Source organism: Sphingopyxis lindanitolerans, from assembly GCF_002993885.1.
GTDB lineage: Bacteria > Pseudomonadota > Alphaproteobacteria > Sphingomonadales > Sphingomonadaceae > Sphingopyxis > Sphingopyxis lindanitolerans.
Window position 1 is genome coordinate 340,588 of the sequence record NZ_CM009578.1, and the last position, 23,589, is coordinate 364,176.

Consider the following 23,589-nt stretch of genomic DNA (forward strand, 5'->3'; position numbering starts at 1 on the left):
GCCCTCGATCGATAGGTCCATCCATGCGCGCTACCCCCGATTTCGATTTCGCGCTCGGCGAAACCGCCGACATGATCCGCGAGACCACCGCCCGCTTTGCCGACGAACAGATCGCCCCGCTCGCCGCCAGGGCCGACGCCGACGACTGGTTCCCGCGCGACGAGCTATGGACGCGGATGGGCGATCTCGGGCTGCACGGCATCACCGTCGAGGAAGAATATGGGGGACTTGGCCTCGGCTATCTCGAGCATGTCATCGCGGTCGAGGAAGTGTCGCGGGCTTCGGGCGCGATCGGGCTCAGCTATGGCGCGCACTCGAACCTGTGCGTCAACCAGATCCGCCGCTGGGGCAATGCCGCACAGAAGGCGAAATATCTGCCCAAGCTGATCAGCGGCGAGCATGTCGGCAGCCTCGCCATGTCCGAAGCGGGCGCGGGCAGCGACGTCGTCTCGATGAAGCTGAAGGCCGAGAAAAAGGGCGACCGCTTCCTTCTCAATGGCACCAAATTCTGGATTACCAACGCGACCTGCGCCGATACACTGGTCGTCTACGCCAAGACCAGCCCCGAAGCCGGATCGCGCGGCATCACCGCCTTCCTGATCGAAAAGGACATGCCGGGGTTCGCCATCGGGCAAAAGATCGACAAGGTCGGCATGCGCGGCTCGCCGACCGCCGAGCTTGTCTTTACCGATTGCGAAATATCCGAAGACCAGGTCATGGGCCCCGAAAATGGCGGCGTCGGCGTGCTGATGTCGGGACTCGATTATGAGCGCGTCGTGCTTGCCGGGCTCCAGCTCGGCATCATGCAGGCGTGCCTCGACACCGTCATTCCCTATGTCCGCGAGCGTCGGCAGTTCGGCAAGCCGATCGGATCGTTCCAGCTCATGCAGGCGAAGGTCGCCGACATGTATGTGATGCTCCAGTCGGCGCGTTCCTATGTCTATAACGTCGCCAAGGCGTGCGACGCTGGTCAGACGACGCGCTTCGACGCCGCGGGCTGTATATTGTTGGCGAGCGAGAATGCGGTGAAGGTCGCGGGTGAGGCGATCCAGGCGCTGGGCGGTGCGGGCTATACCAGGGACTGGCCGGTCGAACGCTATTGGCGCGACGCCAAGCTGCTCGACATCGGCGCGGGGACGAACGAGATTCGCCGCATGCTGATCGGCCGCGAACTGATCGGCGCCGGCGCGTGATCTGGCTCGGCCTGTCGTCCGCCTGCATGGTGGCGGCAGCGCTGGTGCATTCGGTGCTTGGCTATCGGCGCCTGATCGTGCCGTTACTGCGGAGCGGCGACGGCCTGTTGGCCGATGCGCTGACCCGCCGGATTCTTCGCTTCGCCTGGCATGCGACCGCGGTGTTGATGCTCGTTTCGGCAGCGGCGGTGAGTTGGCCCGGCGCGCCAAAGGGGCTGCTGGCCGTCATCGGCGCGGCCTGGCTCGCGACAGGATCGTTCAACGCGATTTACACGAAGGGCCGCCACATCGCCTGGCCGGTGCTGAGCGCGGCGGGCCTGTTCGCGCTGATCGGCGGCCTGTCGTGAGCGACGCTCTGCTCGACGCGCTGCAATATTATGGCGCCGCTGCCGCGACGCTCGCGGCGCTGCTCGTCTCGCTCAATCTTGGCGAGCGGTGGAACGGCTGGGCGTTCGTGATCTTCGTGACGAGCAGCCTCGCGCTGATCGTCTGGGGATTCCTGCAACCCGACAGCGAAGGCATCGGCTGGCAGAATGTCGCGCTGCTCTGCATCAACTGCGTCGGCGTCTACAGCCATTTGATCCGGAAGAAGCCGACAGCCCGACAAGCCTCCCATGATTGATGTCATTGCGAGCGAAGCGAAGCAATCCAGAGCGGCGACCGCCCGCTCTGAATTGCCGCGTCGCTTCGCCGCTCGCAATGTCGGGTTTAGATTACCCCCACACCCGCACGCGCTTGTCGGGCGCGAGGTAGAGTTTGTCGCCCTGCTTGACGTCGAACGCCTTGTACCAGGCGTCGAGATTGCGGACGGTGAGCGCGCGGTACATGCCCGGCGCGTGACCGTCGGTCGCGATGCGCGCGCGCAGCGCTTCGTCGCGCATCTTGGTCGCCCAGGTCTGCGCATAGGCGATGAAGAAGCGCTGGTCGCCGGTGAAACCGTCGATCACCGGCGCATCCTTGCCGCCGAGCGAGGCGTGGTACGCATCGTAAGCGGCCTGCAGCCCCGCAACGTCGGCGATATTCTCGCCCAGCGTCAGCTTGCCGTTCACCGCGAGATCGGGGAACGGCTTGTAGGTATCGAACTGCGCGGCCAGCGCCGTGCCGGCTTCCTCGAACTTCTTGAGGTCCGCCGCGGTCCACCAATTGCGCAGCGCGCCGGTCGAATCGAAGGCCGCACCATTATTGTCGAAGCTGTGGCTGATCTCATGCCCAATGACGGCGCCGATCGCGCCATAATTATAAGCCGGGTCGGCGGCGGCGTTGAAGAAGGGCGGCTGGAGGATCGCGGCGGGGAAGTTCAGCGCATTCTGCACCGGCAGGTTGACGGCGTTGACCGTCTGCGGCGTCATCCACCATTCGGCCTTGTCCATCGGCTTACCGATCTTGGCGAGTTGATGGGCATATTCGGCCTTGTCGCCGGCGATTTCGTTGGCGTAGGCGTTGTCGGCGCTGACGGTGTAGCTGCCATAATCGCGCCACGTCTCGGGATAGCCGACGCCGACGACGATCGTCTCGACCTTCTTGATCGCTTCCTTCTTGGTTTCGGGGGCCATCCAGTCGATCGCGTTGACGCGCTTGGCGAACGCCGCCTTGATGCCGGTCACCATGTCGCCGACCTCAGCCTTTGCCGACGCCGGGAAATATTTCTCGGCATAGACGCGGCCGACCGCGTCGCCGAGGTCGGTGTTCAGCGCGTCGAGCGCACGCTTGTCACGGCTGCGCTGCTGCGGTGTGCCCGAAAGCGTCGTGCCGTAAAAAGCGAAATGCGCATTATCGAGCGCGGTCGGCAGCACGTCGGTGTGGCTGTTGATCTGGTGGAACGCCAGCCAGTCCTTCCACGTATCGAGCGGCTCCGACGCCACAAGCGCCGACAGGCCGGTAATCGCCTTGGCGTGATAGGCGCCGAACTTCGCCGCCTTGTCGAGCCCGGCGGCGGCCAGATAGGCGTCCCAGTCGATGCCGGGCGCCTTCTTCGCGAAGTCATCCTTCGTCCAGACCCCCGCCGACTTGGCGAAATCCTCGCTCTCCTCGCGGCTCGCGTGCGCCTTCGCGATCTTGACCTCAAGGTCATAGATCCGCTTCGCCTTGGCCTCGGCATCGGGCTGTCCGGCGGCGGTCAGCAGCTTGGCGATATAGGCCTGATATTGGGTGCGGATCGTCGCCATCTTGGGGTCGGCGGACAGATAATATTCGCGCTCGGACAGACCGAGGCCGCCCTGCAGCATATAGGGAATGACATCGCCGGGGGTCGCGAGACCCTGGGTCACGAAGATGCCGAACAGATTTTCGGTGTTGAAATCGGTCGCGTTGAGCGGATCGACGTCGGCGCGGGTCTGCTCGCCCAGCACCTTCGACAGCGAGGCCTTGTCGGTGATCGCCGCGAAGCGCGCGAGGTCGGCCGCGACCGGTTTCATCCCCGCGGTGTCGATCGCCTTGGTGTTCATATAGGCGTTGTAGAAAGCGGCGATGCGGCCGTCGTCGGTCTTGGGATCGCCGCCGCTCTTGACGATCGCGTCAACCAGTTCGCGCGTGCGCTTCTCGGTCTCGAGGAAAGCGATATAGAAAGCGCCGATCGACGAGCGATCCGCCGGAATGGCGGTCGTCTTTTGCCAATTGCCATTGGCATAGGCATAGAAATCGTCGCCGGGCTTCACGCTCGTATCCATCGCGTCCTTGCTGATGCCGAGTTCGGTGCCGACGGTGTAGGTCGCTGCGGCCTTGTCGCCGCCCTTCGAGCAGGCGACAGGCCCCGCGACGATCGCGGCGGTGGACAGCAGGATGGCGAAGACGGTCTTTTTCATGAGGCAAACCTTGCTTTCGTGGGGATATGCGAGGGGCATAGGCCTGTGACGATCTGGTTTCAATGCCAACCATTTTCGGCGTGCGGTCCTATGCAATCGACGAGCGGCGGGCTAGTCCCGCACATATCAGCGGGAGAGTTTGAGACGTGAGCGCACCTGTTCTGGGCACGATGATGAATAGCGACAGCGATGCGTTCCGCGCCAATGCCGCGCACAATCGCGGCCTTCGCGACGAGCTTTACGCGCGGGTCGCCGAAGCGGCGCTCGGCGGCAACGCGAAGTCGCGCGAGCGGCACACCAGCCGCGGCAAGCTGCTCCCACGCGAGCGCGTCGAACGATTGCTCGACGCGGGGTCTCCGTTCCTCGAGATCGGGCAACTCGCGGCGGGTGGCCTCTATGAAGGCGAAATTCCCGGCGCCGGGATGATTGCCGGTATCGGCCGCGTGTCGGGGCGGCAGGCGATGATCGTCTGCAACGATGCGACGGTGAAGGGCGGCACTTACTATCCGCTGACGGTCAAGAAGCATCTGCGCGCGCAGGAAATCGCCGAGGCGAACCGCCTGCCCTGCATCTATCTCGTCGACAGCGGCGGCGCGAACCTGCCGCACCAGGATCAGGTGTTTCCCGATCGCGACCATTTCGGGCGTATCTTCTTCAACCAGGCGAATATGTCGGCAAAGCGCATCCCGCAAATCGCCTGCGTGATGGGAAGCTGCACCGCCGGCGGCGCCTATGTGCCCGCGATGAGCGACGAGACGGTGATCGTGCGGGGGCAGGGCACGATCTTCCTCGCCGGGCCGCCGCTGGTCAAAGCGGCGACCGGCGAAGAGATCAGCGCCGAGGATCTGGGCGGCGGCGACCTGCACGCGAAGAAGTCGGGGGTCGTCGATCATCTCGCCGAGAATGACGAACATGCGCTGACGATCGTCAGGGACATCATGAGCCACCTCTCCGGTCCGTTCGTGTCGAGCGAAGTCGAGACACCCATCGGCATGAGGGAACCGCGCCCACCCAAATATGACGCGGAAGACCTCTACGGCATCATCCCACAGGACGTCCGCGCGCCCTACGACGTGCACGAAGTCATTGCGCGCCTCGTCGACGCCAGCGAGTTTCACGAGTTCAAGGCGCAGTACGGCAGCACCCTCGTCTGCGGCTTCGCGCATATCTGGGGCATCCCGGTCGCGATCCTCGCCAACAATGGCGTGCTGTTCAGCGAGAGCGCGGTCAAGGGCGCGCATTTCATCGAACTCGCGCAGCAGCGACGCATCCCCCTGCTCTTCCTCCAGAATATTTCGGGGTTCATGGTCGGCGGCAAATATGAGGCCGAGGGCATCGCCAAGCATGGCGCGAAGCTGGTCACCGCGGTCGCGACCGCGACGGTGCCGAAGATCACCGTGCTGATCGGCGGCAGCTTCGGCGCGGGCAATTACGGCATGTGCGGGCGCGCTTATTCACCGCGCTTCCTCTTCACCTGGCCCAATGCGCGGATCAGCGTGATGGGCGGCGAACAGGCGGCGTCGGTGCTGGCGACGGTCCACCGCGACGCCGACAAATGGACGCCCGAGGAAGCCGAGGCGTTCAAGGCCCCGATCCGCCAGAAATATGAGGATGAAGGCAACCCCTATCACGCGACCGCGCGCCTATGGGACGATGGCATCATCGACCCCGCGCAGACCCGCGATGTGCTCGGCCTGGCCTTCACCGCAACGCTGAACGCCCCGGTCGAGGACCGCGGGTTCGGCGTGTTCAGGATGTGAGAGATGAAGGTGCTGGTCCTTCTCGGAACTTTAATTTGCCTGCCTGCCGTCGCCGAGGCGAGGGTTGCTCAAAACAGTCCTAAGGCAGTGATTAGTTATTTGCGTGATGCCTATGACGCCAAAAACTGGGACGCAATCATCCGAACATGGTGGCCTGATGGCACGATCGTCGGAGATAAACCCGACGGCAGAGGGAAAGAAACAAGATCTTTCAAAGAAGTGCCCACCGCAGGTTTGGGTATACAATATGACTCGACGCTGATTTTCCGTAGCACCGAAGTGTCCAGAAACCGGGCGATTATTGTCACCTTCGAGAAATCGAAAGCTCAATATCTTGGATTCGATGGCGGTTACGAAAATGCTGGCCCTTATAGCGTCAACGAGTTTCGATATGTTTGCGAAAGGCGGAACGGCCAATGGCGTGTGCTTATCCGCGAAACATTGTCCAGCCGGCATTTCGGATCGGATGTGGAATGGAAGAAAGCGCAAGATGTGAAGCGACAAGAAATCGAAAGAAAGAAGCAATGATCACCTCGCTCCTCATCGCCAATCGTGGCGAAATCGCTTGCCGCATCATCCGCACCGCGCGCGAGATGGGCATCCGCACCATTGCGGTCTATTCGGACGCCGACGCCAAGGCGCTGCATGTGCGGGAAGCCGACGAGGCGGTGCATATCGGGCCGTCGCCGGCGCGTGAATCCTATCTGGTGGGCGAGAAAATCATTGCCGCCGCCAAGACGACCGGCGCCCAAGCGATCCATCCCGGCTACGGCTTCCTCTCCGAAAATGCCGAGTTCGCGCAGGCCGTCACTGACGCCGGGCTCGTGTGGGTCGGACCCAAGCCTTCCTCGATCACCGCGATGGGGCTGAAGGACGCAGCTAAGAAGCTGATGACCGACGCGGGCGTCCCCGTGACCCCCGGCTATATGGGCGAAAATCAGGACCCCGCCTTCCTCGCCGAACAGGCGGCTAAAATCGGCTACCCCGTCCTCATCAAGGCAGTCGCCGGCGGCGGCGGCAAGGGGATGCGCAAGGTCGATGCGGCGGGCGATTTCATCGACGCGCTCGCCTCGTGCCAGCGCGAGGCCGCGGCGTCCTTCGGCAACGATCATATGCTGATCGAGAAATATATCCTGACCCCGCGCCATATCGAAGTGCAGGTGTTCGGCGACACCCACGGCCATGTCGTCCACCTGTTCGAACGCGACTGCTCGCTGCAGCGCCGCCACCAGAAGGTGATCGAGGAAGCCCCTGCCCCCGGCATGGACGAAGCGACGCGCGAAGCGCTTTGCGCCGCCGCGGTGCGCGCGGCGCAGGCGGTCGACTATGTCGGCGCCGGGACGATCGAGTTCATCGCCGACGCCAGCGAGGGCCTGCGCGCCGACCGCATCTGGTTCATGGAAATGAACACGCGCCTGCAAGTCGAGCATCCGGTGACCGAGGAGATCACCGGCGTCGATCTGGTCGAATGGCAGCTTCGCGTCGCATCGGGTGAACCGATCCCGCTGACGCAGGACCAACTCGCGATCAACGGCTGGGCGATGGAAGCGCGGCTGTATGCCGAAGATCCCGCCAAGGGCTTCCTCCCGAGCATCGGCACGCTCGAGCTGTTCCAGTTTCCCGAGCATCTCGGCCGCATCGACACCGGCGTCTATGAAGGGGCCGAGGTATCGCCCTTTTATGACCCGATGATCGCGAAGGTCATCGCCTATGGCGAGGACCGCGAAGAAGCGCGCGAAATGCTGTCGGAGATGCTGGAGGACAGCGCGATCTGGCCGGTGAAGAGCAATTCGGCCTTCCTGATCGCCGCGCTCGACCATCCTGACTTCGTTGCCGGCACCGTGGACACCGGGCTGATCGGCCGCGACGGCGAGGCGATGACCGCCGCGCCGATGCCGTCCGACCATGCGCTGACCGATGCCGCGATGGCGCTGGTTCCGCGGTCGCTGCAAGCGGGCTTTCGTCTCAACGCGCCCGATGTGCGCATCGCCCCCTTCCTGCTTGACGGAAAGCGCGTCGATGTGACGCTGCACGGTCCCGGCGCCGAGGAGCCCGCCCCGGCGATGCTGGTCGCCGAAAGCGGCGCGGTCTGGCAGCTCACGCCCTGGCGCGCCGCTGGCGGGACCGGCGGCGGCGCCAGCGACGGCGCGATCCTGTCGCCGATGCCGGGCAAGGTCATTGCCGTCGAGGTGGCGGCGGGCGATAAGGTGATCAAGGGTCAGAAGCTGCTGACGCTCGAAGCGATGAAGATGGAGCATAGTCTGACCGCGCCGTTCGACGGCGTCGTCGCGCAGCTCAATGCCATCGCGGGCGCGCAGGTGCAGGTCGAAGCGCTGCTCGCGAAGATCGAGGCGGCCGAATGAGCGGCCTCATCCTGCGCGACGCAATGGCAGCGGACCTTCCGGCGATCCTCGCGATGCTCGCCGGGGATGTGATCCCGCCCGGACGCGAGGCCGACCCGTCGGACCCGCGCTATCTGGCGGCGTTCGAGGCGATCGACGCCGACCCGAACCAGCGCCTGATCGCGGCCGAGCTGGACGGCCGCATCGTCGGGACCATGCAACTGAGCTTCCTACCGGGGCTTTCCTTCATCGGAAGCTGGCGCGGACTGATCGAGGCGGTGCGCATCGCCGCCGATCTGCGCGGGCAAAGACTCGGCGAGCAGATGATCCTGTGGGCGGTTGAGCAATGCCGTGCGCGCGATTGCAAGCTTGTCCAGCTCACTTCGTCGGCTACACGCACCGACGCGCATCGCTTTTACGCCCGGCTCGGCTTTGTGCAGAGTCATGTCGGCATGAAATTGCATTTGAGGGATTGAAGATGGCAGGCAAGTTTTTCGACGAGTGGCAGATCGGCGAGACGCTGGCCCACGACATCCGCCGCACGGTGACCGAGACCGACAATCTGCTGTTCACGGTGATGACGCACAATCCGCAGCCCTTGCACCTCGATGTCGAGGCGGCGAAGGCATCGGAATTCGGGCGGATTCTCGTCAACGGGACCTTCACTTTCAGCCTGATGGTCGGGCTGTCGGTCGGCGACACGACGCTCGGCACGCTCGTCGCGAACCTGGGGTATGACAAGCTCGTCATGCCGAAGCCGGTGTTCATCGGCGATACGCTGCGCGCCGAGACCGAGATCATCGGCCTGAAAGAGTCCAGGTCGCGGCCCAATGCGGGTATCGTCACTTTCCTGCACCGCTGCATCAACCAGCGGGCCGAGATCGTCTGCCAGTGCGAACGCTCGGCGCTGATCAAGAAGAAGGACGTCTGATGCGCCTCCGTTCATTGCTCTTCGTCCCCGGCGACCGCCCCGAACGCTTCGCCAAGGCCGCCGCGTCGGGCGCCGATGCGATCATCCTCGACCTGGAGGATTCGGTGGCGCTTGCGAACAAGGACGCCGCGCGCGCCGCGGTGGCCGAATATCTGCTGGGCGACCGCGAGGTCGTGACGCTGGTGCGGGTCAACCCGCTCGACGGGCATATGACCGCCGCCGACGTCGCTGCCATCGCGGCGGCGCGGCCCGATGCGATCATGCTCCCCAAGGCCGAGGGCGCATCGAGCGTCGCGCAACTGGATACCATATTGCGCAGCGAAACCGCGCGCGATGCGTCGCTGCCGCCGATCCTGCCGATCGCGACCGAAACCCCGGCGGCGATCTTCACGCTCGGCAGCTATCGCGAGGCGAAGGATCGCCTGCTCGGGCTCACCTGGGGCGCCGAAGACCTGCCCGCCGCGATCGGTGCAACAGCGAGCCGGCACGAAGACGGCAGCTATACATCGCCCTATGAGGTCGCGCGCGCGCTCACGCTGTTCGCGGCGCATGGCGCGGGGGTCGCGGCGATCGATACGGTGTTTCCGGCGATCAAGGACGCGGCGGGGCTCGCCGCCTATGCCGCGCGCGCGCGCCGCGACGGGTTCACCGGCATGATGGCGATCCATCCGTCGCAGGTCGCGCCGATCAACGCGGCCTTCACCCCCGCCGCCGAAGAGGTCGTGCGCGCGCAGGCGATCGTCGATGCCTTCGCCGCCAATCCGGGCGTCGGGGTGTTGCAGATCGACGGCAAGATGGTCGATGCGCCGCATCTCAAGCAGGCGCAGCACATCTTGTCGCTGGCGGATTAAGGCGCGCTTCGCTTCTTCCGCCCGAACGGCCGGTGCCGCTTCATCCAGCCTTTGCCGCGATTCCAGCTTTTTTTCAGCCCGCGCTGGGCGAAACCCTCGAACATCGCGTCAGGGCTTGCGGGGTCGAGCAATTCATTGTCGGCGATGAAGTCGTCGAGCGGGCCGGGGCTGACGAGATCGAGCAATTCGAGCGTGCGCCCGTTGCCCTGCAACGCCTCGATCGTCGCGATCAGCGATCCGGTGCGCGCAAATTCGCGCGCCACATCGGCGGCCTCGACCCCCAGATGTTCGGCAATCAGCGATTCGCGCAGCCGCGCGATCGCCGGTCCGGCATCGCGGTTGGCGGGCAATGCGGCGTCGATCGTCACATCGCATTCGCTGTCGAGCCCCATCGACCGATTGTTCATGTTCGACGACCCGACACGGATCAGCCGGTCATCGACCACCGCCGTCTTGGCATGGACATAGATCGCTTCGCCCGCCGCGGTCCGCGGAACATAGATACGCAGCCGATCGCCATGCCGCGCCTTGGCGATCGCGCGCACCAGCTTGACCCGGGCGCCGTCCATCGCCTTTTGTTCCAGCCAGCCGTCGGCGGTTTCGGGCATGACCACGACAAATTCGGGCGGGTCATCCTCCTCCAGCCGTTCGGCGATCGCCGCCGCGATCTTGCCGCAGGAAAAATACTGATTTTCAAAATAGATGAAGCCTTTGGCGCCCGCGATCATGTCGAGATAGAGTTGCTCGATCTCGCGAATTTCGTCCCATTCCGCATAGGCTGCACGGGTGCGCGAAATGGCGACATCGACGCCTTCGAAATCGGGCTCGAGGTCGTCGGGCCAATTCTCCCCCTTGCCGTGCAATTCGCGCAGCCCCTTCTTCGTCGCGCGCTGCCACCGCTCGTTGCCGAGTTCGGCGAGCGCGCCGCCCACCGGGCCCGCCACGATCATCGTGCTGTCGTGCCATGGCATATAGGCCTTGCCGCCGGGCGCGGTGCGGCGCGGGTCGCCGTCGAGGTGGTCGCGCGTGTCCCAGCGGCACGCGCCGACATCGATGCCGCCGCAAACCGCCAGATGATCGTCGAACACCGCGACCTTTTGATGATGGCTGCACCCGACCGGATGCGCGCTGTCGAGCCGGAAACGGATCGAGCGCGTGATCTTCCAGCGCAGGATCATCGTGACGATCCGCGGCATCGCAAATTGCTTGAGCCCGCCGAAATTCCAGCGGAGGATGTCGATGTCGCGATCGGGGCGAGCCTTTGCGAGGCCAAGCAGATAGGCGCCGAGCGGCTGGCCCCTTCCCTGTTCGTCGGGCTTCAACGCGATGCGCGGATCGAAATCCCAGCCGATCAGCAGAATGCGTTCCTTCGCATCGGCCATCAACCGCTCGAGCAGCGCATAATAATCGGCGGCATCGACAATCATCCGTGCCTTGTCGGCGCGCTCGATCCGCCAGCAATTGCGGCCCGCTATGACGATCGGTTTCAGGTCGCTCCCCATCGCCATCCCCACGCATGGCGGCGGCAATGGTTGCGCGCCGGGATCAAGCGGCGAAAAATTGTTCGGGCGTCAGCGCCATCATCGCCTCGCTGCCCGCCTCGATCTTGCGGCGCAGCGCCCCCGCGTCGGGGAGGAAGCGTTCGCCGAAGTGGCGCGCGGTGACGATCTTCGCCTCCAGAAAATCCTGGCGGCCGCGCTTTTCGTCGAGCGCCGTCTGCGCTGCCTCGGCCATGCGCAGCCACATCAGGCCCAGCGCGACGATGCCGGCGATATGCATATAATGATGCGCGCCGGCGCCGACATTGTTCGGGTTGGTCATGCCATTCTGCATGAACCACATCGTCGCCGCCTTGAGTTCGCCATTCGCCTTTTCGAGGCGGCCCGCGAAATCGGCGAAGGCGGGCCTGGACTTGGCGGCGGCGCATTCCTCATCGACGATCGCGAAGAGGGTCTGGATCGCGCGGCCGCCGTTCTGCGCGAGTTTGCGGCCGACGAGGTCCATCGCCTGTACGCCGTTCGCGCCTTCATAGATCATCGTGATGCGGGCATCGCGGACATATTGGCTCATGCCCTGTTCCTCGATGTAGCCGTGGCCGCCGAAGACCTGCTGCGCGTTCACCGCGACCTCGAACCCCTTGTCGGTGCCATAGCCCTTGATCACCGGAGTGAGCAGGCTGACAAGGTCGTCGGCGCGCTGGCGTTCCTCCTCGCTCTCGGCGACATGCGCGAGGTCGACCTGAAGCGCGCCCCACAGGCAGAGCGCGCGCAGCCCCTCGACCACCGCTTTGCCGTCCATCAGCATGCGGCGCACGTCGGGATGGACGAACAGAGGGTCCGCCTTTTCCTGCGGATCCTGCGGCCCGGTCAGCGCACGGCCCTGGCGGCGGTCCTGCGCATATTGGACCGCGTTCTGGAAGGCGATATCGGCCTGCCCCAGCCCCTGGATGCCGACCCCCAAACGCGCGGCGTTCATCATCACGAACATCGCGGCGAGGCCCTTATTCTCCTCGCCGACCATCCAGCCCTTCGCACCGTCATAATTCATGACGCAGGTCGCATTGGCATGGATGCCCATCTTGTGCTCGATCGATCCGCACGACAGCGTGTTGCGTTCCCCCAGCGAACCGTCGGCGTTCACCAGGAACTTGGGCACGATGAACAGCGAGATGCCCTTGACGCTGTCGGGCGCGTCGGGGGTTTTGGCGAGGACGAGGTGGATGATATTGTCGGTCAGGTCATGCTCGCCCGACGAGATGAAGATTTTGGTTCCGGTGATTGCATGACTGCCGTCACCGTTCGGCGCCGCGCGGGTGCGGATCAGGCCAAGGTCGGTGCCGCAATGCGGCTCGGTCAGGTTCATCGTCCCGCCCCATTCGCCCGAGATCATCCGCGGCGCATAGATGGCCTTCTGCTCGTCCGATCCCTTGACGAGGATCGCCGCGACCGCCGCCTGGGTCAGCCCCGGATACATGGCGAAGGCCTGGTTCGCCGCCATGCGATATTCCTCGACCGGAAAGCCGACGACGTGCGGCAGGCCCTGTCCGCCGAATTCCTCGGGCTGGGTCAACAGCGTCCAACCGGCCTCGCAATAGGCCTGATAGGCCTGCTTGAACCCCTCCGGGGTCGTCACCGACCCGTCGTCATGGCGCGTGCAACCTTGCTGATCGCCCGAATAGTTGATCGGGAACAGCACTTCCTCGCAGAATTTGGCCGCTTCGGTCAGCACCGCCTCGACCATGTCGGGCGAGGCATTGGCGAACCCCGGAAGCGCCGCATAGCGTTCGATCCCGAGCACATCGTTGAGCAGGAACAGCGTATCTTGGACGGGGGCGCGATAAGCGGGCATGACTCGTCTTTCCGAAAATCAAAGGGTTGGCAAACATCTCGCCCGGGGAGGCCAGGACCGAAAGCTCAGCGTGCTTTGCGGGCCGTCTCAACCTTTTTCACCATATCGATGAACCGTGTCAGTTCGTCGACGGCGCTATCGATGTCGTCGCGCTGGCGCTGCAACAGCGCTATGCGCTGCTCGCACTTTTCGATCGTCACCTGGCGCTGGGTCTTGCGCCCGTCGCCAACGTCGTAAAGGTCGATCATCTCGCGAATGTCGGCAAGGCTGAAACCGGTGCGCTTCGCGCGCAATATCCAGGCCAGCCGCGCGCGGTCGCGCTTGGAATAGATGCGCGACAAGCCGCGGCGCGAGGGGCTGATCAGCCCCTCGTCCTCATAGAAACGCAGCGCGCGCGCCGTGACCCCGAATTCGGTCGACAGATCGGTGATGCTGAACTGGTCGCGACCGAGGTGATCGGGCGTGTCGATATGGGCGTGGCCGTATTCTTCGGTCATGGGGCGAGGATAGTTTCCGTTGACGTGAACGTCAAGGCTGGTGGAGCGACGGAGAATCGGCGGCACTCAGCCCTCGCAGAGCGCGATATTATTGCCGTCCCCATCAAGGATACGCAAGCGTTTCGCATCCTCCCCGGACCAACTCGCGCGCGGCAGGTCGAGCCCGGCGAGCGAGGCGCGCGCGGGACACAGGCTCGCGCATTGCGGCGGCAGCTTTCCGGGCAGGCGAAGCTCGTCCTCTTCCTCGCGCACCAGCATCTCGCAGCCCTCGACACCGGCAAAGTGCAGGCGCCAGCCTTCGCTCTCGCTCGTCATCGTGCCGCGCGCGGTGCAGCGCAGGCCGGGACCAAAGGCCGCGGTGACCGCAAAGCGCCAGCGGCCCGCCCCGTCGGGCACCGCGCACATCGCATCGCGCCCCAATTCGTGAGTCCGCTCGAACACCCCGGTGGGCGTCGCCGTATCGGGGCGAACGACGCCGCGCTCGCGCGCCGCGATCTCGAGCGGATTGCTCGCATCGATATCGCTGTTCGCGCGGTCAGCCGCCGGCCGGTCGCAACCGGCAAGCAAAAGCGGCAGGATCAGCCAGGCGGCGCGGCGATCAGGCATCGTCATCGGGGAAAGTCAGCGACCCATCCGTCTCGACCCGGCGATAGAAGCAGGAACGGCGCCCGGTGTGGCAGGCAGGTCCTGCGGGCCGGACCCGCAGCAGCAGCGCATCCTGGTCGCAATCGACGCGCATCTCGACGAGCGTCAGGCCGTTGCCCGACGTCTCGCCCTTGCGCCACAGCGACCGGCGCGAGCGCGACCAGAAATGCGCCGCTCCCGTCTGCTGCGTCAGCCGGATCGCATCGGCGTTCATATGCGCGACCATCAACAGCCCGCCGGAGTCGGCGTCGGTGACGATCGCGGTGACGAGGCCCGCGGCATCGAAGCGCGGTAAAAAGCGGTCGGTTTCGTCGCTGGCCCTGTCCATGTGCCACGCTTTAGAGCAGGACCGGGGCCGCTGTCACCCCACCCGCGACGCGGCTTCGTGACAATAGTATGAAGATGGGGGGCGACATTTGGAACAAGCCTCCCTATATGCGCGGCAGGTTCCCCCCTGCTCCTGGATCGACATGCTGACGACGCATCCTTTCGATGACGACAAGCTCCACGAGGAGTGCGGCGTCTTTGGCATCCACGGCGCCGAAAGCGCCGCCGCAGTGGTTGCGCTCGGGCTGCACGCGCTCCAGCACCGCGGACAGGAAGCATCGGGGATCACCGGCTTCGACGGCAAGGAATTCCACACCCACCGCGCGATGGGCCATGTCGCGGGGAATTTCGACCGCGACGACATCATGCGTCAGCTCGCCGGCACCTCGTCGATCGGCCATGTCCGCTATTCGACGACGGGCGAAACCGCGCTGCGCAACGTCCAGCCGCTGTTCGCCGACCTGGCGACCGGCGGTTTCGCGATCGCCCACAACGGCAATATCTCGAACGCGACCGCGCTTCGCAAGATTCTCGTCCGCCGCGGATCGATCTTCCAGTCGACCAGCGATACCGAGGTGATCATTCATCTGGTCGCGACGTCCAATTATCGCACCCTGCTCGACCGCTTCATCGATGCGCTGAAACAGGTCGAGGGCGCCTATTCGCTGATCTGCCTGACCGCCGAGGGCATGATCGGGTGCCGCGACCCGCTCGGCATTCGCCCGCTCGTCCTCGGCAAGCTGGGCGACGCCTATATATTGGCCTCCGAAACCGTGGCGTTCGACGTCGTCGGGGCCGAATTCGTCCGGTCGGTCGAGCCCGGCGAGCTGGTGATCATCCGCGACGGCGAACTGACCTCGCATCACCCCTTCGCCGAGCGCGCCGCGCGCCCGTGCATCTTTGAATATGTCTATTTCTCGCGCCCCGATTCGATCGTCGACGGGACGAGCGTCTATTCGGTGCGCAAGGCGATCGGCGCCGAACTCGCGCGCGAAGATCCGGTCGACGCCGACCTCGTCATCCCGGTCCCCGATTCGGGAACCCCGGCGGCGATCGGCTATGCGCAGGAATCGGGCATTCCGTTCGAACTTGGCATCATCCGCTCGCATTATGTCGGCCGCACCTTCATCCAGCCGGGCGACAAGGTCCGCCATCTTGGCGTCAAGCTGAAACACAATGCCAACCGCGCGCTGATCGCGGGCAAGCGCGTCGTGCTGATCGACGATTCGATCGTGCGCGGCACGACCAGCCTCAAGATCGTGCAGATGATGCGCGACGCCGGTGCCGCCGAGATCCACATGCGGATCGCGAGCCCGCCGACCCAGCATAGCTGCTTTTATGGCGTCGATACGCCCGAACGCGCAAAGCTGCTCGCCGCGCAGATGACGGTCGGACAGATGGCGAATTTCATCAACGCCGACAGCCTGTCCTTCCTCACCATCGACGGCCTCTATCGCGCGCTCGGCGAAGCGAAGCGCGCCGACGACAGCCCGCAATATTGCGACGCCTGCTTCACCGGCGATTATCCGACGACGCTGACCGATTTCGACGAGAACAGCATCGACGACCAGTTTTCGCTGCTTGCCGAACGAGTTGTCTGACCACATGACCATGAGATCTGAAGAATTGGCGGGCCAGGTCGCGCTCGTCACCGGGGCGAGCCGTGGCATCGGCGAAGCGGTTGCCGAATCGCTCGCGGCGCGCGGCGCGCATGTCGTGATCACCGCGCGCACCGCGGGCGGGCTCGAGGCGCTCGAGGATCGGATTCACGCAGCGGGCGGCAGCGCGACGATCGCGCCGCTCGACCTCACCGACGGCGACAGCATCGCGCGCCTTGCCAGCGCCATGGCCGAGCGCTGGAAAAAGCTCGACATGCTCGTCCTCAATGCCGCGATGCTCGGCACGCTGACTCCGGTCGCGGCGATCGACGGCAAGGAATTCAACCGCCTGCTGACCCTGAACCTGATCGCGCAGCAGGCGCTGATCGCCAATTTCGACCCGCTGCTGCGCCGCGCGACGAGCGGCCGCCTGCTCGCGCTGTCGAGCGGCGTCGCGCGGAATCCGCGGGCTTATTGGGGCGCCTACGCCGCATCGAAGGCGGCCTTCGAAACCCTGGTGACCAGCTATGGCGCCGAAATGCGCAATATCTCGGGCGTCCGCACCGCGATCCTCGACCCCGGCGGCACCCGCACCCAGATGCGCGCGCGCGCCTATCCCGGCGAGGATCCGCACAGCATCAAGGGGCCCGAAGCGGTCGGCGAATTCGTGGCCGGGATGATGGTCGAGGGTTTCGACAGCACCGCGTTCCACGCCCTGCCCAAAGTGATGCTGGACGCTTAACGCGATCTTTGCAACTCTGTGCCAATTGCGGGCATATCCGGGTTGGCAAAGGCATCGAAATGAAAAGCAACATCCTGCGCTGGGCGATGGCGGCTGCGATCGGCATCATCGTCGCCTTCGCTCTGCTCTGGCTGGCGCAATATGCCGGCAGCGAGATCGCTCCCGCCGAATATGATGTCGACACGGGTGAAATCCTGATTCCGCTGGGTTCGACGATCGCGCTGATCGTCGGCTGGTTCGTCGGAACCTTCGGCGGCGCATGGCTTGCGATGCGCGTTGCGGGCGGCAGCGGCCCCGGCTGGGTCGTCGCCGGCGCGGTCGTCGGCGCGGCGCTCTATAGCGCGGCCGATTTTTCGGATAGCTGGTGGATCATGGCACTGGGCGTCCTGGTCCCGCTCGCCGCGGCGTGGATCGCTCAGCGCGCGGCGGGCGCCGTCGAGGCCTAGTAGAGAATAGCATCACCTACATCCGTTCGTGCTGAGCTTGTCGAAGCACCGTTCTTCTTCCTGCGACGCAGAAGGAAGAACGGCCCTTCGACAAGCTCAGGGCAAACGGTGTATATTTATGGGCGCGATGCTCTAGCCGTCTTATTTCGCTTCCCGGTCCACCGCCGCTTGCACCGCCTTGTAAAAGGCCTCGCGCGCCTTGCCGACGCCTTCGGGATCGGTCGCGGTCGGCCAGTTGCCGTTCGACGCGATCACCAGCTTGCGCGCGGGATCGATGAAGATGCCCTGCCCGAAAATGCCCTGCGCGGCGAAGCTGCCGTCGTCATTGGTCCACCATTGATAGCCATAGCCACGCCCCGGAAGGTCGATATCGGCCTGCTTCGTCGTCGCCGCCGGCAGCCAGTCGTCGGGCACCACTTTCTGCCCGCCCGCGACGCCGCCGTTCAGGATGAACTCGCCGAACCGCGCATAATCCTTGAGACTGGCCGACAGGCAACAACCGCTGATCTCATGCCCCGTCGGCCCGAGCATCCATACCGCATCCTGCTCCATGCCGAACGGTTTCCAGACCTTTTCGGACAGATAGTCGGACAGCGTCTTGCCCGTCGCGCTCGACACCAGCACGCCGATCAAATTGGTCTCGCCGGTCTTGTAGACCCATTTCGACCCCGCGGGCGCCTCGCGCGGCAACGTCTTCATATAGCTGACGGTGATATCCTCGCCGGCGACCGGCTTTTGCAGATTGAACTGCGCGACGTCGGACTTGGGATCGGTATAATCCTCGTTCCACTTGATCCCCGACGTCATCGTCAGCAGCTGCCGCACGCTGACATCGTCATAGGCCGAGCCGCGCAGGCCGGGGATATAGACGGTCACCTTGTCGTCGAGGCTCTTGATAGAACCATCCTTCACCGCCGCGCCGACGAGCGTCGAGGTGAAACTCTTGGCGACCGAGAAACTCGTCCAGCGACCCGCCGCGCCATAGCCGAGCGCATATTTTTCGAGCCGGACCTTGCCGTCCTGAACGATGATCAGCCCCGCGTTGCGCTGTTCCGCCATATAGGCATCGACGTCGAGGCCAAGATCGATCGGCTGGCCCTCGGGCAGCGGATAGACCGGGTCGCCCGCCTTGACCGTGTGGACGACGACCTTGGGGACGTTCTCCATCGTGCGAAAGGCGGCGTCACGCTGGTCTTGGGTCCAAAACAGCACGTTCAAATCCTCCGGCAGCTTCTGGGAAATGGTGTCGGCGGTCTGCGCCGTCGCGGGACCGGCAAGCCCCGCCGTCGCCGTGCACAGCAGCACGGCCGCCCAAAATCTTTGCATCATCCTCTCCCCTGTTTTCAGATCGTCTTTTCCAGGGTCACCTGCGCGACGTCGATGCCGCCGGCACGAAAGCCCCCCTCGCAATATTGCAGATAATAGCGCCAGAGCCGCACGAAACGCTCGTCGAAGCCCGCGGGCAGTGTCCCGCCCGCCACCGCCGCGTCGAAGCGCTCGCGCCACTGGCGCAGCGTCTCGGCATAGTCGGCGCCGAAGCGGCGCACGTCGCGCCACGCGAGCCCCCGCTCCTCGGCCAGTGCGCGAAAGCGGCTTTCGGACATCAGGCAGCCGCCCGGAAAAATATAGGCCTGGATGAAATCGATGCTCGCCGCATAGCGTTCGAACAAGGCATCGCTAATCAGGATATATTGGATCGCGGCGCGCCCGCCGGGCCGCAAAAGCCGCGCGATCGCGTCGAGATAGGCGGGCCAATAGGCCTGCCCCACCGCCTCGACCATCTCGACGCTGGCGATCGCGTCATAGGGGCCTTCGGCGTCGCGATAATCGCAAAGCTCGACCCGCGACCGGCCCGACAAATCGACCGCGTGCAGGCGCTGGTCGGCGATCTCGGCCTGCGACGGCGACAGGGTGATCCCGACATAGAGGACATCGTGCCGTTCGACCGCGCGTTCGGCGAGCGCGCCCCAGCCACAGCCGATTTCGAGCAACCGCCCGCCCGATCGCAGATCGAGCCGGTCGAGGATCGCGTCGATCTTCGCCTCCTGCGCCTCTTCCAGCGATTGATCGGGGTCGGCGAAGAGCGCGCTCGAATAGCTCATCCCGGTGTCGAGCCACAGTCGATAGAAATCATTGCCGAGGTCGTAGTGCGCGTGGATGTTGCGGCGCGCGCCCGCCCGGCTGTTGCGGTTGAGGAAATGCGCGGCGCGGTGGAACCAGCGCAGCGGCCCGCGCGACCGCCCGGCATCGCCGAGCGCCTCGCCGTTGCGCATGAACAGGTCGAACAGCGGCACCGGATCGGGCGAATCCCATTCATCCATGTCCCAGGCGCGATACCAGCCCACCGATCCCGACAGCGCGAGCCGGACCAGCGCCGCCCAGCTCTTGAGGTGGACGACCGCCGTCGGCCCCTTGCCGCGCCCGCCGAGGATGCGCACGCTGCCGTCGGGCAGATGGCCTTCGAGCGTTCCCTGCGCGAGCCCGGTGTCGATCCGGTCGAGCTGGCGATGAAAGAAGCGTGCCGGCGCCAGCGCCATCAGCCGCGCCAGTGCGCCCCCCGAGCGAAACGCCCGGTCGGCGCGGAGCAGCTTCTTGCCGCGGCGGGGGCTGACATGCGTGTTCATTATCGCCTTCCTGCCGCAAAAGCAGCATCCTGACAATCGGCCGCGCGCGCCGTCATGACGTCACCCACCACAAGCCCGCAAAGCGGGGGCATGCGGCCGCGCTGGACGGGTAACGCGCGGGCCTGTTTCCGCGTTGCGCGCGATCCGCGAAGGCGCGATCGTTCGGGATGGAGACGGTGGCGGGCGCCCGCCCGCGTCGTGCCTTCGCGCCAGAGCAAACGGCACGACATCTGACTCGCCCCGTTTCCCGAGCGAAGACGAGCGGCCCGTTCCGGGGAAGCGAGAAGTCCAGCGTTCCGGCCTCGACGCCGCTCGGCAGAGCCCCTCGTCTTCGCTCGGGAAAAACGGGGCAGATGGAACGCACGATGCCCCAGCCGCCCCCTTCGTGCCTTCGTGCGAGATTTCTTAAAGTTCCGGCCCGCCCTCGGTCACCGTCCAGGTCTGCCCCTTTTTGAGCAGGCTTTGCAGGTCGGCGGTCTTGCCGTCGCTCGCGAGCTTGTTCTGGCGCCACACATCGGCTTCGAAAGTCGGGCGCGGGTCGTCGTAGAGGACGCCGAGCGCCATCGGGAATTCGCCGAAGCGCATCTCGACCAGCATGTGCGCGACGCTGCGGTTGGTCGCGTCGTGGACGATCACCCCCGCCGCCTGCCAGTCGCCATCGACGACATCGACGACCTTCAGCGTCAGCGCCTGATTGTCGAGCGCGATGCCCTTCGCGCCCTTGGCGAACAGCATCGGCTCGCCCTGCTTGAGCCAAAGCTGGCGGTCCTCCGCGCCCTTGGGCGCGGCGAAATCCTCGAACACGTCTTTATTATAGACGATACAGTTCTGGAAAATCTCGATAAAGGCCGCGCCCTTGTGCGCGTGCGCTGCCTTCAGCACGTTCGGCAGTTCTTTCGAGACGTCGAACCCGCGCGCGACGAAGCGCGCGCCGGCGCCGAGCGCGAAGGCCGCGGGCTGCGCGGGGCGGTCGACCGAGCCATAGGGGGTCGAGGGGCTGGTCGTGCCGACGCGGCTGGTCGGCGAATATTGCCCCTTGGTCAGGCCATAGATCTCGTTGTTGAACAGCATGATCTGGCAATCGAGATTGCGGCGGATCAGGTGCATCGTGTGGTTGCCGCCGATCGACAGGCCATCGCCGTCGCCGGTGACGATCCACACGTCGAGTTCGGGATTGGCGAGCTTCAGCCCGGTCGCGAACGCCGGCGCGCGGCCGTGGATCGTATGGAAACCATAGCTTTCCATATAATAGGGAAAGCGCGACGAGCAGCCGATGCCGCTGACGAACACCGTATTCTCCGGCACCGCGCCAATGTCGGGCAAGGTGCGCTGCACCGCCTTCAATATCGCATAGTCGCCGCAGCCGGGGCACCAGCGAACCTCCTGATCGGTCTCCCAATCCTTGAGCGTCGTCGTCCGCGCGATGGTGGTCATTTCGTTCATTGCGTTTCCTCTCGGGGCAACAACGCTTCCGCGTCAGCCCAAGGCCTCCTCGATAGCCGCTTCGATTTCGGCGATGGTGAAGGGCTGGCCCGACACTTTGTTCACGGGTTTCGCGTCGACCAGATACTGGTCGCGCAGCACTGTCTTGAGTTGCCCGGTGTTCATCTCGGGAACGATCACTTTGTCATAGCTTTTGAGCAATTCGCCCAGGTTCGCGGGCATCGGCCAGATGTGGCGGATGTGGATATGGCTGACCTCCACACCCTCGGCGCGTTTCCGCCGCACCGCCTGGTGGATCGGGCCAAAGGTCGAACCCCAGCCGACGACCGCGAGTTTGTCGCCCGCCGCGCCAAGCTCGACGATCTGATCGGGGATGCGGATGCCGTCGACCTTCGCCTTGCGGATGTCGGTCATCGCCTGATGATTGTCGGGATTATAGTTGAGGTGGCCGGTATCGACCTCTTTCTCGATACCGCCGATGCGGTGGAGCAACCCCGGCGTGCCCGGCTTGACCCACCGCCGCGCGAGCTTTTCGTCGCGGCTATAGGGTTTGAAGCCGTCCTCGGGCACCTCGGTCAGGAACTCGACCGGGAAGGGTTCATAGGCCGTCAGATCGGGCACCGCCCAGGGTTCGGCGGCGTTGGCGATATAGCCGTCGGTGAGCAGCATGACCGGGGTCATATATTGGGTCGCGATGCGGCAGGCCTCGATCGCGCATTCGAAGGCGTCGCCGGGCGAGCGCGCCGCGATCACCGGCATCGGCGCATCGCCGTTGCGGCCATAGACCGCCTGATACAGGTCCGATTGCTCGGTCTTGGTCGGCAGGCCGGTCGAGGGGCCGCCGCGCTGCGAATTGACGATGACGAGCGGCAGCTCGGTCATGATCGCGAGCCCCATCGCCTCGCCCTTGAGCGCGATGCCGGGGCCGGATGAACTGGTCACGCCCAGCGAGCCGCCATAGCTGGCGCCGATCGCCGAACAGATGGCGGCGATTTCGTCCTCGGCCTGAAAGGTCGTGACGTCATATTCCTTGAGCCGCGACAGATGGTGCAGGATCGCCGACGCCGGGGTGATCGGATAGCCGCCGAAAAACATCGGCAGCTTCGCCAGTTGCGCCCCCGCGACAAGGCCGAGCGCGATCCCCTCGGCGCCGGTGAGCGTGCGATAGAGGCCCGGCGCGACCGGCGCGGGATCGACATGGTGCTGCTTGAGCGGCCCCGACAGCTCGGCGGTCTCGCCATAGGCGTGCCCCGCGTTGAGCGCCGCGATATTGGCCTCGGCAAGCTCGGGCGCCTTGGCGAATTTCGCCTTGAGCCACTCGATCAGGGGCGCACGGTCGCGGTCGAACATCCAAAGCGCCAACCCCAACGTCCACATATTCTTGCAGCGCAGCGCTTCCTTGTTGCCGAGCCCGAAGGGCTTCACCGCGTCCATCGTCAGCTGGCTGATGTTAAGCTTGAGGAGTTGCCATTTGGCGAGGCTGCCGTCGTCGAGCGGGTTCGCGGCATATTTCGCCTTGGCGAGGTTGCGGTCGTTGAACTCGCCCTCGTCGGCGATGATCAGCCCGCCGATTTTCAGCGTGTCGACGTTGGTCTTGAGCGCTGCGGGGTTCATCGCGACGAGCACGTCGGGCGCGTCGCCTGCGGTATCGATCGCCGACGAGCCGAAGTTGATCTGAAAGGCCGAAACGCCGAACAATGTTCCCTGCGGCGCCCGGATTTCCGCCGGAAAATCGGGGAACGTCGCGAAATCATTGCCCGCGAGCGCCGACGACAGCGTGAATTGACCGCCGGTCAACTGCATCCCGTCGCCGCTATCGCCTGCAAATCGAACCACCACTGCGTCGGAAAGAGGGGACTGCCTTTGGCTGGCTTCGTCCGCTACCGCTGTCGCCATTTTGTGTATCTGCCTTTGAATCTTGCGAACCTCTGACATGGGCCTAGGCCCGCGCGCCGCAAGCCGCAATTCAGAAAAAATTGTGCGCCGCAAAGGCTGGCCGTGTGACGGGTTTCATTTTGCGATTGAATAACGGCGAGCGATG

Annotated in this window: 22 protein-coding genes; 12 read left to right on the forward strand and 10 right to left on the reverse strand. The window is 64.8% G+C overall.

Translation table 11 applies throughout. The features are described from left to right. The first annotated feature begins 23 nt into the window (after positions 1–23). Genes CVO77_RS01680 through CVO77_RS01690 form a run of 3 tightly spaced genes read left to right on the forward strand, consistent with a single transcriptional unit; the run spans position 24 to position 1,815 of the window. Entirely contained in the window at positions 24–1,193 is a 1,170-nt protein-coding gene (locus CVO77_RS01680; protein WP_105997604.1) for an isovaleryl-CoA dehydrogenase, read from the forward strand. Beyond that, positions 1,190–1,540, forward strand: coding sequence for a hypothetical protein (locus CVO77_RS01685; RefSeq protein WP_105997605.1), 351 nt, complete (start codon positions 1,190–1,192; stop codon positions 1,538–1,540). Before CVO77_RS01680 ends, CVO77_RS01685 begins: the two co-directional genes overlap by 4 nt. Further along, the gene (locus CVO77_RS01690) at positions 1,537–1,815 is read left to right on the forward strand and encodes a hypothetical protein (protein WP_105997606.1); all 279 of its coding nucleotides are present in this window, start codon (positions 1,537–1,539) and stop codon (positions 1,813–1,815) included. The genes CVO77_RS01685 and CVO77_RS01690 overlap by 4 nt, the downstream gene beginning before the upstream one ends. Before the next feature lie 91 nt (positions 1,816–1,906). Here CVO77_RS01690 and CVO77_RS01695 read toward each other — a convergent pair whose 3' ends face one another. Then, on the reverse strand, positions 1,907–3,994 hold the full coding sequence (locus CVO77_RS01695; protein ID WP_106000564.1) for a M13 family metallopeptidase: 2,088 nt from the start codon (positions 3,992–3,994) through the stop codon (positions 1,907–1,909). A gap of 146 nt (positions 3,995–4,140) precedes the next feature. On the opposite strand from CVO77_RS01695, the gene CVO77_RS01700 reads away from it, so the two are divergent. Genes CVO77_RS01700 through CVO77_RS01725 form a run of 6 tightly spaced genes read left to right on the forward strand, consistent with a single transcriptional unit; the run spans position 4,141 to position 9,878 of the window. Further along, a complete protein-coding gene (locus CVO77_RS01700; protein WP_105997607.1) occupies positions 4,141–5,754 on the forward strand; it encodes a carboxyl transferase domain-containing protein in 1,614 nt (537 codons plus the stop codon). 3 nt (positions 5,755–5,757) lie between these two features. Continuing rightward, complete coding sequence (locus CVO77_RS20955) at positions 5,758–6,282, forward strand: hypothetical protein (protein WP_146130801.1); 525 nt, start codon at positions 5,758–5,760, stop codon at positions 6,280–6,282. Continuing rightward, a complete protein-coding gene (locus CVO77_RS01710) occupies positions 6,279–8,117 on the forward strand; it encodes an acetyl/propionyl/methylcrotonyl-CoA carboxylase subunit alpha (protein ID WP_105997609.1) in 1,839 nt (612 codons plus the stop codon). Before CVO77_RS20955 ends, CVO77_RS01710 begins: the two co-directional genes overlap by 4 nt. After that, positions 8,114–8,572 (forward strand): GNAT family N-acetyltransferase, encoded by a 459-nt coding sequence (locus CVO77_RS01715; protein WP_105997610.1) that lies wholly within the window; start codon positions 8,114–8,116, stop codon positions 8,570–8,572. The genes CVO77_RS01710 and CVO77_RS01715 overlap by 4 nt, the downstream gene beginning before the upstream one ends. Positions 8,573–8,574: 2 nt before the next feature. After that, positions 8,575–9,027: a MaoC family dehydratase gene (locus CVO77_RS01720; RefSeq protein ID WP_105997611.1), complete on the forward strand. Its 453-nt coding sequence runs from the start codon at positions 8,575–8,577 to the stop codon at positions 9,025–9,027. Further along, on the forward strand, positions 9,027–9,878 hold the full coding sequence (locus CVO77_RS01725) for an HpcH/HpaI aldolase/citrate lyase family protein (protein WP_105997612.1): 852 nt from the start codon (positions 9,027–9,029) through the stop codon (positions 9,876–9,878). Before CVO77_RS01720 ends, CVO77_RS01725 begins: the two co-directional genes overlap by 1 nt. Here the strand turns inward: CVO77_RS01725 and CVO77_RS01730 are convergent. From CVO77_RS01730 to hisI, 5 genes are all read right to left on the reverse strand, one after another. Beyond that, entirely contained in the window at positions 9,875–11,386 is a 1,512-nt protein-coding gene (locus tag CVO77_RS01730; protein WP_242446065.1) for a phospholipase D-like domain-containing protein, read from the reverse strand. The genes CVO77_RS01725 and CVO77_RS01730 overlap by 4 nt on opposite strands. Before the next feature lie 37 nt (positions 11,387–11,423). Next, positions 11,424–13,226 carry an acyl-CoA dehydrogenase C-terminal domain-containing protein gene (locus tag CVO77_RS01735; RefSeq protein ID WP_105997613.1) on the reverse strand — a complete coding sequence of 601 codons (1,803 nt, stop codon included), beginning with the start codon at positions 13,224–13,226 and terminating at the stop codon, positions 11,424–11,426. A 65-nt stretch (positions 13,227–13,291) separates the two neighbouring features. Next, on the reverse strand, positions 13,292–13,723 hold the full coding sequence (locus CVO77_RS01740; RefSeq protein WP_105997614.1) for a MerR family transcriptional regulator: 432 nt from the start codon (positions 13,721–13,723) through the stop codon (positions 13,292–13,294). Between the two features lie 66 nt (positions 13,724–13,789). Continuing rightward, positions 13,790–14,335 (reverse strand): hypothetical protein, encoded by a 546-nt coding sequence (locus CVO77_RS01745; protein WP_242446066.1) that lies wholly within the window; start codon positions 14,333–14,335, stop codon positions 13,790–13,792. Continuing rightward, positions 14,322–14,696 (reverse strand): phosphoribosyl-AMP cyclohydrolase, encoded by a 375-nt coding sequence (gene hisI, locus CVO77_RS01750; RefSeq protein ID WP_105997616.1) that lies wholly within the window; start codon positions 14,694–14,696, stop codon positions 14,322–14,324. The genes CVO77_RS01745 and hisI overlap by 14 nt, the downstream gene beginning before the upstream one ends. Positions 14,697–14,838: 142 nt before the next feature. Here hisI and purF point away from each other — a divergent pair, with 142 nt between their 5' ends. Genes purF through CVO77_RS01765 form a run of 3 tightly spaced genes read left to right on the forward strand, consistent with a single transcriptional unit; the run spans position 14,839 to position 17,481 of the window. Continuing rightward, entirely contained in the window at positions 14,839–16,296 is a 1,458-nt protein-coding gene (gene purF, locus CVO77_RS01755; protein WP_105997617.1) for an amidophosphoribosyltransferase, read from the forward strand. A gap of 4 nt (positions 16,297–16,300) precedes the next feature. Beyond that, positions 16,301–17,035, forward strand: a complete 735-nt coding sequence (locus CVO77_RS01760; RefSeq protein ID WP_105997618.1) for an SDR family NAD(P)-dependent oxidoreductase — start codon at positions 16,301–16,303, stop codon at positions 17,033–17,035. Between the two features lie 59 nt (positions 17,036–17,094). Continuing rightward, positions 17,095–17,481: a hypothetical protein gene (locus tag CVO77_RS01765; RefSeq protein WP_105997619.1), complete on the forward strand. Its 387-nt coding sequence runs from the start codon at positions 17,095–17,097 to the stop codon at positions 17,479–17,481. 141 nt (positions 17,482–17,622) lie between these two features. On the opposite strand, the gene CVO77_RS01770 is transcribed toward CVO77_RS01765, so the two are convergent. The 4 genes from CVO77_RS01770 to CVO77_RS01785 all read right to left on the reverse strand — a co-directional run bounded on the left by CVO77_RS01770 (position 17,623) and on the right by CVO77_RS01785 (position 23,444). Next, the gene (locus tag CVO77_RS01770) at positions 17,623–18,807 is read right to left on the reverse strand and encodes a serine hydrolase domain-containing protein (RefSeq protein ID WP_106000566.1); all 1,185 of its coding nucleotides are present in this window, start codon (positions 18,805–18,807) and stop codon (positions 17,623–17,625) included. A gap of 17 nt (positions 18,808–18,824) precedes the next feature. After that, entirely contained in the window at positions 18,825–20,105 is a 1,281-nt protein-coding gene (locus CVO77_RS01775; protein ID WP_105997620.1) for an SAM-dependent methyltransferase, read from the reverse strand. 405 nt (positions 20,106–20,510) lie between these two features. Continuing rightward, positions 20,511–21,548 carry a 2-oxoacid:ferredoxin oxidoreductase subunit beta gene (locus tag CVO77_RS01780; protein WP_105997621.1) on the reverse strand — a complete coding sequence of 346 codons (1,038 nt, stop codon included), beginning with the start codon at positions 21,546–21,548 and terminating at the stop codon, positions 20,511–20,513. A 33-nt stretch (positions 21,549–21,581) separates the two neighbouring features. Next, positions 21,582–23,444: a 2-oxoacid:acceptor oxidoreductase subunit alpha gene (locus CVO77_RS01785; protein ID WP_105997622.1), complete on the reverse strand. Its 1,863-nt coding sequence runs from the start codon at positions 23,442–23,444 to the stop codon at positions 21,582–21,584. Between the last annotated feature and the right edge of the window lie 145 nt (positions 23,445–23,589).